Source organism: Hylemonella sp. P2_B10, from assembly GCF_056404875.1.
Genome location: NZ_JBFUDE010000001.1, coordinates 1,632,864 through 1,646,315, shown reverse-complemented (window position 1 = coordinate 1,646,315; position 13,452 = coordinate 1,632,864). Strand labels below are relative to the sequence as shown.

Genomic DNA, 13,452 nt, shown 5'->3' with positions numbered 1-13,452 from the left:
GGTGACGCTGGCCCCGGCGCTGGTGTCTTCGGCTTGCCCGCGGCCCCTCCTTGAGCACTGACCGCCTGGTGCCCCAAGCTGGCACTCAACGTGTATGAGTCGGACGGCCGCAATACGGCGCATCTGCGGCTGTTGTGCAGCGACGGCGGACCACGGTGTGACCGCTGCAGGCTGGCTGTCTGACTGAATCAGATTGGACATTTCCAGCGGTCAAACATTCCTTCAACCAAACCATGGCTTTCATTCAATCTCCTCGTTTGCTTACTTAGCGGAGCCTTCTGAAATGACTTTGTCGATTTCCCCGCTGCGTTTCATGTCCTGCAGTGCTTGACTGAGCCGGCTGGCGCAGGGGCTTGAACGCAGATTGGGGGCGACCCAAAGCTTGACAATACGCCGGCCCAAGGCAATTGGCGGTGCAAACAGGCTGGGCGACAACTTCATTTGCTTGGCCGCGACAATGAAATTCTCACGCACACCAATGGCGGCATCCAGTCGACCTTTGCTCAGCATCTCCAATTGATGCCGGGGACTCAGGACCGAGTATTTGTGGATGCGATCATTGCGGTCAAATGCCTCGTGGTACGTGGGGCCTCTGAGTACACCCACCGTCTTTCCCTCAAGGTCCCCAAGTTCTCGCAACTTGCTTGCCTGCGGTAACCAGACCTCAATGTGCAAGTACGCAACCTCACCCAGAGTGACCGCGCCCCGGTTCAAGTCGTCGCGGTCAAGCATGATGGTGGCTTGCGCGGCATTGCTTGTGACTTCGGCCACCGCGCGAGGTATGGGGGTCAGGCGCTGCTCCATCGCGCAGCCACTTCGCTCAGACAGCCGGCTGAATAGGGTTGCATAAATTCCCCGTGGCCGGCCGTCGGAGCCGGCCATTCCCCATGGGGCGATGTCAATGACATCGGCGTACGATTTCGCAGTGGACTCTGCCGGTCTGACGGCATCCTGAGCCCAGGCCTGGGACCCCATCAACAACGCCGCCATCACCGCAAGAATCCGTTGATCTGACCTCATGGTGGCAAGTTCATTGATGAGTTGAAGGTCTATAGACCCATCTTGGTTTGAAGCCCTGGGTCCGTAGATACAGGCGGCTTGAGGTGTTGCGCGCGCGCCCTTGCCAGTGAAATAGCGCATGGGGGACAATGCAATCGTACCGATAAACCAGCCTTTTGTCTAAGACAATTATCAAGATCGAAACCCAACTGTCGATTGCTTCCGTGTCGCAGGAGACACTGATTGGCAAGGAGGTGTTGCGCAAGTGGGAAGCCCGGTATGGCTTCCCAATGCCGGCGCGGGACGCATCGGGTAACCGAATCTACTCACCCGATGATGTTGCGCGGCTGCGGCTGATCAAGATCCTGATGGATGGCGGCAGGCGCCCGGCAGAAGTCGTTCCCCTGCCGGATGCCGCGTTGAAAGCGCTGGTGGCAAGCACTACTGCGCCAAGCCATCATCCACGCTCAGCAGCGTCGCGAAACATCAAGGCCTGGCTGAGACTCCGCGACCCAGCAAGACTGCGTGACAACCTGCAGCGCGAGTTGGACAACGTGGGACTTGAGCATTTTGTCTCCGAAGTCATGCCGGGGCTGAACCATGCGGTCGGTGAGGCCTGGGTGCGTGGAGACATTGCGGTGCATGACGAGCATGCGTATTCCGATGTCATTCAGGACATCGTGCGTCAGGCGATTGCTCCCCTGCGCCCAGCCGCAGGTTCGCCTCGGATACTGATAACAACCCCCGAAGGAGAGCCGCACGCGCTTGGCATCTTGATGCTCAAGGCGTTCTTGCTTTCATACGGTGTCAACTGTGTGTCACTGGGTGCTCAGACGCCAGTCGACGACATTGGCACGGCGGCGCAGCACTTCGCTGCGGACATTGTGGCGCTTTCATTCAGTGAAGGCTTTCCCAAGCGACGGGCGCTCTCGATCATCATCAATGTGCGCAGGGAACTGCCTCGCTCAGCACGGCTTTGGGTCGGAGGGCAGGGCGCCCAGAACCTGGCAAGAAAGCCTCACGGCGTCCGCGTTTTTGCCGATTTTTCGGAGGTGATGCTTGAGATCGGAAAATGGCGTTCATCCCAAAAGCCTGACGTCCATTTGTAGCGTGTACAGACGTGTGACCACTGCGCAGGTGTTGTCAACTTTCGAAGCCTGAAAGTCATCAATGCGATCCCAATCAGGATTGCAACGACGAAATGAGCGGACATTTGACGGCACCTCGCACCGAACCACATTGAGAAACAAGTTGGTCCAGCGCAGTTTCAACACGTCGAAGGTCAGTCAGCTTTTCACGCACCATCTGCAGCTTGTGTTCGGCAAGACGGCGCGCCTCGCCACAGTGGGTGCCGTCTTCCAGTTTCAACAGTTCGGCCACCTCGTCCAGGCTGAAGCCCAGCCTTTGCGAGGCTTTGATGAAGCGAACGCGGCTCAGGGTAGCTGAGGCATAGCGGCGAATGCTGCCTTGAGGCCGCTGCGGCTCAGAGAGCAGACCTTTGCGCTGGTAAAAACGTATGGTCTCAACATTGACTGCCGCCGCCTCGGCCAGCGCGCCGATGGTGAGCGTTGGGGTATCAGTTGCCATTTTGCTTGACTCCGTACTTAGGTACGGAAGTAAGCTTATCTCATGCATTGGGATCTTGCCTGACAACGACCACCTGTCAGTGGTTGTCCGAGCGCGAGCGTTGCCCTAGGGTGTTGACGCCGCGATCGCGTATCAACTGCCCGCCCATCCAAGCCAAACAGAACTGCTGCGCATGACCAAAGGCAAATGCATGCCAGGGCGCGCCCGCATACCTCGCGGCGCGATTTCTTTCGGCATTGTGCAGAAATACCACGACCGGCGACACATGCCCGGATGTGTGCGACGTCACACATATGGCGGTTACCCCCGTCCCTACACTGGCCGGGGAACAGGTGCATTGGCCCCAAATTCAGAAAAGACATGCATGGGAACTCTTGTGATTTTCTGTCCGTTTTGCAGGGCTGAATTGTCATCCAACCTCAACGATGACCAAGACCTGAGACCGTCGCCGACAGTCGTAGATCGCTTTTACAAACATTGCCCAAGCTGCACCAGCGCAGTTGCCTTCACGCGAACCGCAGGCGGTCAACTGCTGCCAATGGATCTCACTTTGCGTTGGGCGGTATCTGGGTCGGCCGCTCTGGCTGTGGAGCCCTTCTCGCTGGACTGCCCATTGTGCAGGTCGCAACTCTCACCAGACATTGACAACGATCCAGCCGTTCGGGGAACACAGCATGACGAGGATGAGCTCTACAAGACGTGTCCCAATTGCCGCATCAACATCAAGCTGAAAAAACTGGCCGACAACAGGTTGGCACTCGCGGACTGGAGTTCAACGTTGCCGCCCGGAGATGGCTGGTGATGTCCAAGGGCCCGCAACTCGAGAACGCTCTGCATGAAAGGATCGCCGGGCTGGAGAAGGAATGGGCAGCCAGCCATGGCGATTTCATGGTGGCCAGGCAAAACGCTCGCCTCAAAGCCATGGCAATTCGAGAGGCGTGGATCAAGTTCGCAGCCGGTATGGGCCCAGCCCCCAGATCGGGCGATCTCGAAGCTGAGAAGCAGTTGTTTCTCGCGGAAGAAGAGGCACTCAACATGCGTGATGACGTGATGCGCCGAATTGTTTCGGCACTGACAAGGGTGTAGTCACTTCGGGGCAAATCTGGCTGTCCGGGCGCTGCCGCCACCCATCCAGAGCCCTTTCATCCAGGGCCCACGTCGTGGACTTGTCGATAAAAAGGGTTTCAGGAGGAATGGGCGATGGGCAGACTGCGCAGGCGCTTTTTGCTTTTGTTGGGGATGGTGGTGCTGGGTGGCGTCAGCCTGTGCCAGCCTAACCAAGCGGCAACTGCGCCAGCCCCACTGGATATTTACGTGGAGGACGCTGCCGACCCGTTTTCAAGGCCGGATGGCACCGGCTACGCCAACGACCTCGTGCGCGCGGCCTATGCCGCCTCGGGTGTTGTCGTGAACCTCAAGGTGGTGCCTTACGCTCGCTGTAAACAGCTTGTGCTGACAGCCAAGGTGCCGGTCTGCGTCAGCATGTCGTGGGACCCCGAATTCGAGGGGCGCATCAAGTTTTCGGATCAGCCGCTGATATCCGTCTTCCCGGTCTATTTTGAGAACGTTGCCCAGCCGCTGAAGGCCCGCAGCGAGGCCCAGTTAGGCCCAGGGTTGACCATCGGTGTGGTGCATGGTTACGAGTACCCCCAGTCGGTCATGCGTGTTCAGGCGCGTGGGGCCGTATTTGAAGCCAACCGTGACGAGCGTACCAGCCTGAAAAAGCTGGCCGCCGGTCGTATCGAGGCCGCTATGGTGATGTCCAATGAGCTGACCAGCGTCGACCGTTGGTTGGACGAAGCAGGCGTGCGCGGCAAAGTGCGACTTGCTTTCCCCAGCGCCATGGGCGAACAGGGCTACCTGGGCGCCAGCACCACCCACCCCCAGGGGCTATGGGCACTGGAAAGTTTCAACCGCGGCTTCAAGATCATCAATGGCAACGGCGCTGCGCAGCGGTTGAAGCTGGCGTGGAAGAGGCGGCTGCAGTGAGCCAGCTTCTTTCGCGTGCCAAGGACTAGACCGATCCGTTCAATTGTTCAAACTGGAGCCCCCATGGACAACCTTAAGATCTCCACCCGCATCACCCTGATGCTCGGCATTTTGGCCGTGTTGTTGCTGGCGATTGGCTGGCTCGGACTCAATGGCATGAGCCAAACCAATGCCGGGCTGAAAACCGTCTATGAGGATCGGGTCGTTTCGTTGGGGCAATTGATGGATGTCCAGCGTGACTTGCTGCGCATCCGGGTGGCAGTGAACAAGGCGATGGCAATTGCCAAGCCAGAGATATCCAAACCTGCCATGAATGATGTGGACATTAACCTGGCAGCCTTCGACAAGGTCTGGAAGGAGTACATGGCAACCTACCTGACCCCCAAAGAGGCTGAGACCGCCAAAGCTTTGGACGCCGCGGAAAAGCGCTATGTGAGCGACTACCTGCGGCCCATTCAGAAAGCGATCCGAGCCGAAGATTACGATGGCGCCCGTAGTCTGATGGCGGACAAGGACGAGCAGACCTATGGTCCCCTGCGCACGGCGATCGTTGGATTGACCGACATTCAACTGGATGTGGCCAAGACGGAATACGGCGACGCAACTCAACGTTACAGCAGCGCGCGCTTGGCAGTATTGGCAGCTATCGTCATCGGTCTGGCATTCGCGGCAATTTTTGGGGTGACCCTGGTGCGCGGTATCAGCCAGGCGCTGCAGCAGGCCATGGACGCGGCCAACTCCGTCGCCCAGGGTGACCTGACCTACCGAATCCGGGCCGCCGGCCAAAATGAAATCACGCGGCTGCTCAAAACCCTGGCCGGCATGCAGGAGGGCCTGGTCAAGGTGGTGGCCTCGGTGCGTGCCGGTTCTGAAGGCGTGGCAAACGCCAGCGCCGAGATTGCCCAGGGCAACAATGACCTCAGTCAACGCACCGAAGAACAGGCCAGTGCCCTGGAGCAGACAGCCGCTTCCATGGAGGAGTTGGGGTCCACCGTCACCCAGAATGCCGACAATGCCCGCCAGGCCGACCAGCTGGCCAAGAATGCCAGCACCGTGGCGGTGCGTGGTGGCGAGGTTGTGGCGCAGGTGGTCGAAACCATGAAGGGCATCAACGACTCATCCAGGAAGATCGCGGACATCATCAGCGTCATCGACGGGATTGCCTTTCAGACCAACATCCTGGCGCTGAACGCCGCCGTGGAAGCCGCCCGCGCCGGTGAGCAAGGCCGTGGGTTTGCAGTGGTGGCCTCCGAAGTGCGTTCATTGGCCGGTCGATCGGCCGAAGCCGCCAAGGAGATCAAGCAACTCATCGGCACCAGTGTGGAACGTGTAGCGCAAGGCACATCCCTGGTGGACCAGGCCGGCACCACCATGACAGAGGTCGTGAGCGCCATCCGTCGCGTCACCGACATCATGGGGGAGATCAGTGCGGCGAGCAGTGAGCAAAGCCAGGGCGTGTCGCAGATCAGCGAGGCCGTGCAGCAAATGGATCAGGTCACGCAGCAAAACGCGGCGCTGGTGGAAGAGATGGCGGCCGCGGCTTCCAGCCTCAAGAGCCAGGCACACGATCTGGTGCAGACAGTTGCTGTCTTCAAATTGGATGCCGGAGTTGCGCACGTGCCCGCCACAGCCCCTGCGGCGATCAGGGCGCCCAAGCCGGTGGCTGCACCCAACAGACCGCCGCGACGTGCGCTGGGGGCGACAAAGGCAATCGACAGGGCGCCAGGAGCGCCTGAAGCCAAGGCCGCACCGGAAAGGTTACCAGCACCCCCCGCAGCCGACGGAGAATGGTCCAGCTTCTAGTCGCTGGCATGGGCACGGCGATGCAGGTCTACCCACCGGGCGGGCTTCCCGGCATGCGACGGCTCGATCTCATTGACGGTGAGCGATGCATCAAAATGGCATCAGGCCGCCCATGGCGGCGTGAAAGCCGGTGCGTCGCCCATGACCACCTGTCCACCGACCGGAAGCACCGCAACCGCGTGGAACGGCTCGGGTCCGTGGTTGGTTAAAGACAACACCGAATTGGCCGGCGCAGCAAATGCGCTGCCCGCAGGCAGTTCATGGGCAACACCGTCAACCTCGAGCAACGCGCACCCCTGCAGGGCCACAAAGGTTTCCTCGCGGGTCACCCTGTGTGGCTTGCCGGGTGCACCAGGCTGCACGACGACACGCCAGACGGCGTTTTCATGCGAGCCACGGCTCGGCGACGTCAGCCCGATGAAGGTGACGCCAGGAAGCTCGAAAACTGGCGCGTTGTGTTGTGAGATCATTGACATGATGTTTCCTGTAGATAATTAACTAAAGTATATTAACCAAGGTAAAGTATGTCAAGTGAGCCTGACATCGACTTCGGCGTGCTGCTGAATGTCGCCTTCAGTTCATTCAAGGCTGCGCTGCAAAATGACCTCGCGATGGCGGGTTTCGACGACATAGGGCCATCGTTCGGCTATGTGTTCCGTTTTCTGTCGGACTCATCTTGCAACCTGAGTGAATTGGCAGCCCATCTGCAGATGACGTTGCCCGGTGCGCTGAAGGTGGTGGACGACATGGTTGCCAAAGGCTATGTTGCCCGAAGCGCAGACCCCGTTGACAAGCGGGTAAAACGCCTCAGCCTGACGCAGCGGGGAAATTCTGCTCTGAATCGCGCCCGGGAATTCCACGCCAGGTGTGAGCAGGCTTTGGCCGATCGCTTTGGCCGGCGGCACCTGGCCGCGACGCGGCAGGTGCTGGAGGCATTGGCCACGGCACAAGCGGAGCCTCGGCGCTTCAGGCCGCGACCCGCATGAATTAATTTTGCAAAAAAGACCGCTGGCGGCAAATCCAAAACCGCGTTGGCACCGTATACGTCCTATGAATGCCTTGCCCATGCCCCATGTGCCGGACGGCGCCATGCTCGTGGCGCTGCTGGCACAAGGTTTGCCGTTTGCCACCGCCACCCCTGCCCATCGCATGCCTGATGAAGACCTCGACCTGCGCCTGACGGCCCTGCTGGACAGGGTCGCCCGGCAGGACCGCGACGCCCTGGAGGCGCTGTACCACAGCACCTGCGGCAAGCTGTATGGCCTGGCCGTGCGCGTGGTGAGCAACCGCGAGGCGGCAGAGGACGTGCTGCAAGAGAGCTTTCTGTACATCTGGCGCAGCGCCGCCAGCTACCGCGCCACGCTGAGCCCGCCGCTGGCCTGGATGGGCCTGGTGGTGCGCAGCCGCGCGCTGGATTGGCTGCGCCGCCAGACCGCCGAGCGCGCCACGGTAACGCAGGAGCTGGACGAAGAACTGGCCGAAACCATCCCCGGCGACTTTCCCAACCCCATGGACACCACTGCCGCCAGCCAGCAGGCCTGGGCGTTGCACCAGTGCATGGACCGCTTGGCAGGCCCGCAGCGCGAGGTGATCAGCCTGGCCTACTACCGCGACCTCAGCCATTCGGAGCTGGCCAGCGAACTCAAACTGCCGCTGGGCACGGTGAAGACCTGGATACGGCGCTCACTGGAGCAGTTGCGCGCCTGCCTGGCCCGCCTGGCCTGAGGGACCGCGATGGGCCTGAACCACCACCCCGACTTGCTGGACCGCGTGGCGGCCAGCCATGCGCTGGGCACCCTGCGCGGCGGCGCGCGCCGCCGCTTTGAAACCCTGGCGCGCGAATCGCCCAGCGTGCGCGCCGCTGCCTTGCTGTGGCAGGAGCGGCTGGGCGCGATGACCGAGCTGGCCCCGCCGCAGCAACCCGCAGCCGCCGTGTGGCTGCGCATCGACAACCTGGTGCGCGCGCAGCTGGCGGCGCAAGCTGCTGCCGCACGCACCGCCCAGGCCCGCCAGTCCGCTGCCACCGCACGCACCCCTTGGTGGTCGTCATTGAGCCTGTGGCGCGGCGCCAGCCTGGCCGGCGCCCTGGCCGCTGTGCTGGCGCTGGTGAACACCGTGCAGGTGCGCCAGCAACTGGGCACCGACGTGGCCACCCTGCAGGCCCGACTGCTGGCCAGCGAGCAGGTGAAGTATGTGGCGGTGCTGCAGGACGCCAAGTCCCAGGCCTCCATGCTGGTGACGTTCGACCCGCAGGCCAACAAGCTGACGCTGCAGCGGCTGGGGGATTTCCGCGAGGCGGCGGACAAGTCACTGCAGCTGTGGGCTTTGCCACCCGGCAGCGCACCGCGTTCGCTGGGCGTGCTGGAAGGCGGCCCGGTGGTCAAGCTGACAGCCGCCGACCGTGACGTGGACCAGGTGCCCACGCTGGCCATCAGCGTGGAGCCCAAGGGCGGCGTGCCCAGCGCTGGCGGCCCCACAGGGCCGGTGGTCTTTACCGGCAGCCTGATCAAGAAGCAGCTCTGAGCGCGGGGCCGCCCGGCCCGCCGCGAAGAAATTTGCAGACAGTTGAATCTGTTGCACTGGCGCCCGCGTACTTTCACCAGCGCACCGCCATTGCGAAGTTCCGCAGGTGTTGCGCCCGTGTTACCGCAACCCACACCCACGGTGTCTTTAAACAGAAGGAACTCCCTATGAAACCATTCACGACATCACCACGTGGAGGCCGCGCCGGCGGCGCTGCCTTCGCGCTGTGCGCCATCGCGGCAGCGTTGGCCGCTCCGCTGGCCGGGGCCTCCAGCCACCGCGAAGCGCCTTTCATCACCACCCAGCCCAAGGTGGACGGCGCCGACTTCTACATGTTCAGCAGCTATGAGCCGGGCCGCAGCGGCTACGTCACGCTGATCGCCAACTACCTGCCCCTGCAAGACGCCTATGGCGGCCCCAATTACTTTGCGCTGGACCCGGATGCGCTGTACGAAATCCATGTCGACAACAACGGCGATGGTGTGGAAGACATCAGCTTCCAGTTCCGCTTCAAGAACACGCTGAAAGACATCACGCTGCCGGTGGGCGGCAAGAACGTGTCCATCCCGCTGGTGCAGGCCGGCGGCCTGTCGGGCCAGAACCCGGGCGCGCTGAACGTGCGCGAAACCTACAGCCTGGACATCGTGCGCGGCGACCGCCGCAGCGGCGCGCGGGGCAGCGTCACCAACGCCGCCGACGGCACAGCCACCTTCGAGAAGCCGCTGGACTACGTGGGTGACAAGACCTTCGGCAGCAAGAGCGGCTACGACGCCTATGCCACGGCCCACACCTACAACGTGAAGATCCCCGGCTGTGCCGATGGCCGCGTGTTCGTCGGCCAGCGCAAGGACCCGTTCGCCGTCTCGCTGGGCAAGGTGTTCGACCTGGTGAACCTGAACCCGCTGGGCTCCACCTCGGGCAATGCCAATACCCTGGAGAACAAGAACATCACCTCGTTGATCCTGGAAGTGCCCACCGCCTGCCTGGCCACCAGCGCAGACCCGGTGATCGGCGCCTGGACAACGGCCAGCCTGCGCCAGGCCCGCCTGCTGTCGGGCAACCCGGCCTCGGGCCACCAGACCAGCGCCAAGAACGGCGGCGCCTGGGTGCAGGTGTCCCGCCTGGGCATGCCCCTGGTCAACGAGGTGGTCATCGGCCTGAAGGACAAGGACAAGTTCAACGCCAGCAAGCCCAAGGACGATGGCCAGTTTGCCGACTACGTGACCAACCCCACGCTGCCGGCCCTGGTGCAGACGCTGTTCCCCTCGGCACCGGCGCCCACCAACTTCCCGCGCACCGACCTGGTGGCAGCCTTCCTCACCGGCTTGTCCGGCGTGAACCAGCCCAAGGGCGTCAAGGCGTCGGAGATGCTGCGGCTCAACACCAGCACCCCCGCCACACCGATGGCGACGCAAAACAACCTGGGCGTTCTGGGTGGCGACAACGCCGGCTTCCCCAACGGCCGGCGCCCGGGCGACGACGTGGTGGACGCGGCGCTGCGCGTGGCCATGGGCGTGCTGTGCGTGGCCACCGGCACCACGGATGCGCTGAAAGTGGGCTGCAAGCCCAGCGACGCCCCGGCCGGCTCGGCACCGCTGACCGATGGTGCGCAGCAAAGCGCCAGCCAGTTCAACAACAGCTTCCCCTACCTGCTGACGCCGGTATCGGGTTCCAACTGAAGGGGGCGGCACCATGACTGCACGCAACACCTGGTTGATGGCCTGTGCCGGCCTGGGCCTGACGCTGGCGCTGGCCGCCTGCGGCGGCGGCGACGGTGGCAGCACCACCACGCCGACCACCCCCACCACGCCCACGCAGCCGGCCACGCCGACCCTGGCCACCGCCGCGGCCAGCGTGGCGGGCCTGCTGGACTACATGAAGCTGGCCGTGGCGTCCTTGCTGGACACCGCCGAGCCGACGGAGGTGAGCAGCTTTGTGCCGCCGACGTCGGACACGACCGAGCCTGAGCCGCTCCCGTGATGCGACGCGCAGGCCTGCTGGCGGGGTGGCGGCTGTGCGGGGCCAGCCTGGTGCTGGCCTGCGGCGCGGCAGCGGCAGCGGCAGACGCCCCCCGCACGCCGGCCAGCGACGCGGAGGTGCTGGAGCGCCTGCCCTACCGCGCGCTGGCCGGTGTGAAAGCCCAGCGGCCTGCGCCGCCCGCGTCGCAGCCCGACACCAACCCGCAAACCGCCGTGGCCCAGGCGCGCCACTACATGGCGCTGACGCGCGAGCGCGGCGACCCGCGCTATGCGGGCTATGCGCTGGCCGCGCTGCGGCCGTGGCTTGACCAGGCCGCCCCGCCACCCGCCGTGGCGCTGATGCTGGCGGAGCTGGACCAGTACCAGCATGACTTTGACAAGGCGCGCGACCGTCTACACGCGCTGGTGCGCCGCGTGCCGGCCGGCTCGCCCATCGCGCCACAGGCCTGGCTGATGCTGGCCACGCTGGCGCGTCTCCAAGGCAACTATGCCGAGTCCGACCAGGCCTGCAGCCAGGTGGCGCGCGAGGCCATGCTGTATGCGCTGGCCTGCCAGGCAGAAAACCAGGGTCTGCGCGGCCAGGCCGACGCTGCCCGCACGCAACTGCTGGCCTTGCTGGCACACCCCACTTTGCAACAGCCCAGCCAAAAAGACACCCGCCGCTGGCTGCTGACCACCATGGCCGAACTGGAAGAGCGCGCCGGCCATGCGCGCGCTGCCGAGCACGCCTACCGCCAGGCGCTGGCCGACATGGACCCCGCCGCGCCCGACAGCTACCTGGTGCTGGCCAGCGCCGACTTCCTGCTGGACCAGGGCCGGCACAAGGATGCCCTGAAGCAGCTGGCCAGCCTGCCCGAGCCACTGAGCGACCCGGCCCTGTTGCGCCGGGCCATTGCCGCCAGGCGGCTGAATGCGCCCAGCGCCGAGGCCGATGCACGCGAGCTGGAGCAGCGCTTTGCCGCCCAGCGCGCGCGCGGCGACGGCGCCAACCGGCACGGGCGTGAATTCGCGCTGTATGCGCTGGCCGTGCGCAACGACCGCGCCGCTGCACTCACCTATGCCCGTGAAAACCTGGGCGTGCAAAAAGAGCCGATAGACCTGCTGGTGATGGCGCGGGCCGCCACTGCGGCGCAAGACCGCGAAGCCCTGCGGGCGCTGGCAGCGCAACTGTCGCGCCAGGGTTTGCAAGACGCGCGCATCCAGCGCGCACTGGCGGCGCGGCCATGAACACGCCATGGCTGCGCAAGCTGGCCGCCTTCACCGCTCTGGTGCTGGCCTTGCTGAGCCCGGCCGCACAGGCGCACAAACCCAGCGATGCCTACCTGTGGTTGCAAGTGCATGCGCAAGGCGTGGACGGGCGCTGGGACATCGCGCTGCGCGACCTGGACGCCGCGCTGGACCTGGACGCCAACCGCGACCTGCAGCTGACCTGGGGCGAAGTGCGCCAGCGCGCGCAGGACATCAATGCCTATGCATTGGCGCGCCTGGCCATCACGGTGGCAGACAGCAGCGGGACAAGCCGGCCCTGCACGCTGCAAGCCCAGGCACACCAGATCGACCAGCACAGCGATGGCGCCTACCTGGTGCTGGGCTTTCGCGCGGACTGCGCGGCTGCAGGCGGCTTCAGCCTGAGCTACCGGCTGTTCCAGGATATGGACCCCACGCACCGGGGTGTCACACGCATCACCTTTGACAAGCAGGCGCCGGTGTCGCTGGTGCTGGACCCGGCACGCGGCGCAACCGCCGTGACGCCTGCCCCAGCGGCAACACCGCGGATGGCCGGGCTGGTCAACGCCAGCGCCAACACCGGGGACGAAGGGCGCGCGCCCGATGCGCCGACCGTGGCGCACGCCGGCTTCCTGCGTGCGGGGGTGCACCACATCCTGACCGGTTATGACCACATCCTGTTCCTGCTGTGCCTGCTGCTGCCCTCGGTGCTGCGGCGCAGTGGCGGCCCGCGCGACGGCCACTGGCAAGCGCTGCCACTGCGCGAGGTGCTGTGGCCGCTGGCCGGCACCATCACCGCCTTCACGCTGGCGCATTCCATCACGCTGGGTCTGGCCTCGGCGCGCCTGGTGCACCTGTCTCCGCGCATCATCGAGCCGGCCATCGCCATCACCATCGTGCTGGCAGCGCTGAACAACCTGTGGCCGGTGGTGACGCGGCGGCTGGCGCTGATCACCTTCTGCTTCGGGCTGATCCACGGTTTCGGCTTTGCCGAGGTGCTGCGCGACCTGGACTTGCCGCGTGGCGACTTTGCCTGGGCCTTGCTGCAGTTCAACCTGGGCGTGGAGCTGGGGCAGCTTGCGGTGGTGGGTCTGGCCGTGTTGCCGCTGTACCTGCTGCGCCAGACCCGCGGCTACCTCCCGCTGGTGCTGGGCGGCGGCTCAGTGGCCGGCATGTTGGTGGCCACCGTCTGGCTGGCCGAGCGGGTGTTCGACTTCAAGCTGCTGCCGGTCTGACGGTCTTGGAGAAAAGGCCGCTCCCGCACTGCTTCTGACCAGGTCCGCGCAGGCCGAAAGGCGCCCCTTACCGCCACAGTGGCGCTATGATTTGTCGATGACAGCCGACG

The 13,452-nt window shown here is 64.1% G+C and carries 14 protein-coding genes; 11 read left to right on the top strand and 3 right to left on the bottom strand.

Annotation, left to right across the window (positions count from 1 at the left end; genetic code table 11):
* Window positions 1-261 precede the first annotated feature (261 nt).
* Window positions 262-1,140 (bottom strand): substrate-binding periplasmic protein, encoded by an 879-nt coding sequence (locus AC1DX2_RS07730; protein ID WP_477195710.1) that lies wholly within the window; start codon window positions 1,138-1,140, stop codon window positions 262-264.
* Between the two features lie 35 nt (window positions 1,141-1,175).
* Here AC1DX2_RS07730 and AC1DX2_RS07725 point away from each other — a divergent pair, with 35 nt between their 5' ends.
* The gene (locus tag AC1DX2_RS07725; protein WP_477195709.1) at window positions 1,176-2,108 is read left to right on the top strand and encodes a MerR family transcriptional regulator; all 933 of its coding nucleotides are present in this window, start codon (window positions 1,176-1,178) and stop codon (window positions 2,106-2,108) included.
* Window positions 2,109-2,181: 73 nt separating this feature from the next.
* On the opposite strand, the gene merR is transcribed toward AC1DX2_RS07725, so the two are convergent.
* Window positions 2,182-2,586: an Hg(II)-responsive transcriptional regulator gene (gene merR / locus AC1DX2_RS07720; RefSeq protein ID WP_477195708.1), complete on the bottom strand. Its 405-nt coding sequence runs from the start codon at window positions 2,584-2,586 to the stop codon at window positions 2,182-2,184.
* A 699-nt stretch (window positions 2,587-3,285) separates the two neighbouring features.
* Here merR and AC1DX2_RS07715 point away from each other — a divergent pair.
* From AC1DX2_RS07715 to AC1DX2_RS07705, 3 genes are all read left to right on the top strand, one after another.
* Complete coding sequence (locus AC1DX2_RS07715; protein ID WP_477195707.1) at window positions 3,286-3,672, top strand: hypothetical protein; 387 nt, start codon at window positions 3,286-3,288, stop codon at window positions 3,670-3,672.
* Window positions 3,673-3,786: 114 nt separating this feature from the next.
* On the top strand, window positions 3,787-4,575 hold the full coding sequence (locus tag AC1DX2_RS07710) for a hypothetical protein (RefSeq protein WP_477195706.1): 789 nt from the start codon (window positions 3,787-3,789) through the stop codon (window positions 4,573-4,575).
* Between the two features lie 63 nt (window positions 4,576-4,638).
* Window positions 4,639-6,378, top strand: a complete 1,740-nt coding sequence (locus AC1DX2_RS07705; RefSeq protein WP_477195705.1) for a methyl-accepting chemotaxis protein — start codon at window positions 4,639-4,641, stop codon at window positions 6,376-6,378.
* 101 nt (window positions 6,379-6,479) lie between these two features.
* On the opposite strand, the gene AC1DX2_RS07700 is transcribed toward AC1DX2_RS07705, so the two are convergent.
* Entirely contained in the window at window positions 6,480-6,854 is a 375-nt protein-coding gene (locus AC1DX2_RS07700; protein ID WP_477195704.1) for a cupin domain-containing protein, read from the bottom strand.
* Between the two features lie 78 nt (window positions 6,855-6,932).
* Here AC1DX2_RS07700 and AC1DX2_RS07695 point away from each other — a divergent pair, with 78 nt between their 5' ends.
* The 7 genes from AC1DX2_RS07695 (at window position 6,933) to AC1DX2_RS07665 (ending at window position 13,342) form a co-directional block, all read left to right on the top strand.
* The gene (locus AC1DX2_RS07695) at window positions 6,933-7,364 is read left to right on the top strand and encodes a MarR family winged helix-turn-helix transcriptional regulator (protein WP_477195703.1); all 432 of its coding nucleotides are present in this window, start codon (window positions 6,933-6,935) and stop codon (window positions 7,362-7,364) included.
* Between the two features lie 163 nt (window positions 7,365-7,527).
* Window positions 7,528-8,103 (top strand): sigma-70 family RNA polymerase sigma factor, encoded by a 576-nt coding sequence (locus AC1DX2_RS07690; protein ID WP_477195773.1) that lies wholly within the window; start codon window positions 7,528-7,530, stop codon window positions 8,101-8,103.
* Between the two features lie 9 nt (window positions 8,104-8,112).
* Window positions 8,113-8,901, top strand: coding sequence for an anti-sigma factor (locus tag AC1DX2_RS07685; protein WP_477195702.1), 789 nt, complete (start codon window positions 8,113-8,115; stop codon window positions 8,899-8,901).
* Window positions 8,902-9,068: 167 nt separating this feature from the next.
* Window positions 9,069-10,580: a DUF4331 domain-containing protein gene (locus tag AC1DX2_RS07680; RefSeq protein ID WP_477195701.1), complete on the top strand. Its 1,512-nt coding sequence runs from the start codon at window positions 9,069-9,071 to the stop codon at window positions 10,578-10,580.
* A 13-nt stretch (window positions 10,581-10,593) separates the two neighbouring features.
* A complete protein-coding gene (locus tag AC1DX2_RS07675; protein ID WP_477195700.1) occupies window positions 10,594-10,881 on the top strand; it encodes a hypothetical protein in 288 nt (95 codons plus the stop codon).
* The gene (locus AC1DX2_RS07670) at window positions 10,878-12,107 is read left to right on the top strand and encodes a hypothetical protein (protein ID WP_477195699.1); all 1,230 of its coding nucleotides are present in this window, start codon (window positions 10,878-10,880) and stop codon (window positions 12,105-12,107) included. Before AC1DX2_RS07675 ends, AC1DX2_RS07670 begins: the two co-directional genes overlap by 4 nt.
* Window positions 12,104-13,342 carry a HupE/UreJ family protein gene (locus AC1DX2_RS07665; protein WP_477195698.1) on the top strand — a complete coding sequence of 413 codons (1,239 nt, stop codon included), beginning with the start codon at window positions 12,104-12,106 and terminating at the stop codon, window positions 13,340-13,342. The genes AC1DX2_RS07670 and AC1DX2_RS07665 overlap by 4 nt, the downstream gene beginning before the upstream one ends.
* The last annotated feature ends 110 nt before the right edge of the window (window positions 13,343-13,452 follow it).

What these genes read in the sequence shown, in the direction of transcription:
- AC1DX2_RS07685 (WP_477195702.1), top strand. Translation starts at nt 8,113, where the DNA reads ATGGGCCTGAACCACCACCCCGACTTGCTGGACCGCGTGGCGGCCAGC.
- AC1DX2_RS07730 (WP_477195710.1), bottom strand. Translation starts at nt 1,140, where the DNA reads ATGCGCTATTTCACTGGCAAGGGCGCGCGCGCAACACCTCAAGCCGCC.
- AC1DX2_RS07710 (WP_477195706.1), top strand. Translation starts at nt 3,787, where the DNA reads ATGGGCAGACTGCGCAGGCGCTTTTTGCTTTTGTTGGGGATGGTGGTG.
- AC1DX2_RS07690 (WP_477195773.1), top strand. Translation starts at nt 7,528, where the DNA reads ATGCCTGATGAAGACCTCGACCTGCGCCTGACGGCCCTGCTGGACAGG.
- AC1DX2_RS07665 (WP_477195698.1), top strand. Translation starts at nt 12,104, where the DNA reads ATGAACACGCCATGGCTGCGCAAGCTGGCCGCCTTCACCGCTCTGGTG.
- merR (WP_477195708.1), bottom strand. Translation starts at nt 2,586, where the DNA reads ATGGCAACTGATACCCCAACGCTCACCATCGGCGCGCTGGCCGAGGCG.
- AC1DX2_RS07705 (WP_477195705.1), top strand. Translation starts at nt 4,639, where the DNA reads ATGGACAACCTTAAGATCTCCACCCGCATCACCCTGATGCTCGGCATT.
- AC1DX2_RS07675 (WP_477195700.1), top strand. Translation starts at nt 10,594, where the DNA reads ATGACTGCACGCAACACCTGGTTGATGGCCTGTGCCGGCCTGGGCCTG.
- AC1DX2_RS07680 (WP_477195701.1), top strand. Translation starts at nt 9,069, where the DNA reads ATGAAACCATTCACGACATCACCACGTGGAGGCCGCGCCGGCGGCGCT.
- AC1DX2_RS07700 (WP_477195704.1), bottom strand. Translation starts at nt 6,854, where the DNA reads ATGTCAATGATCTCACAACACAACGCGCCAGTTTTCGAGCTTCCTGGC.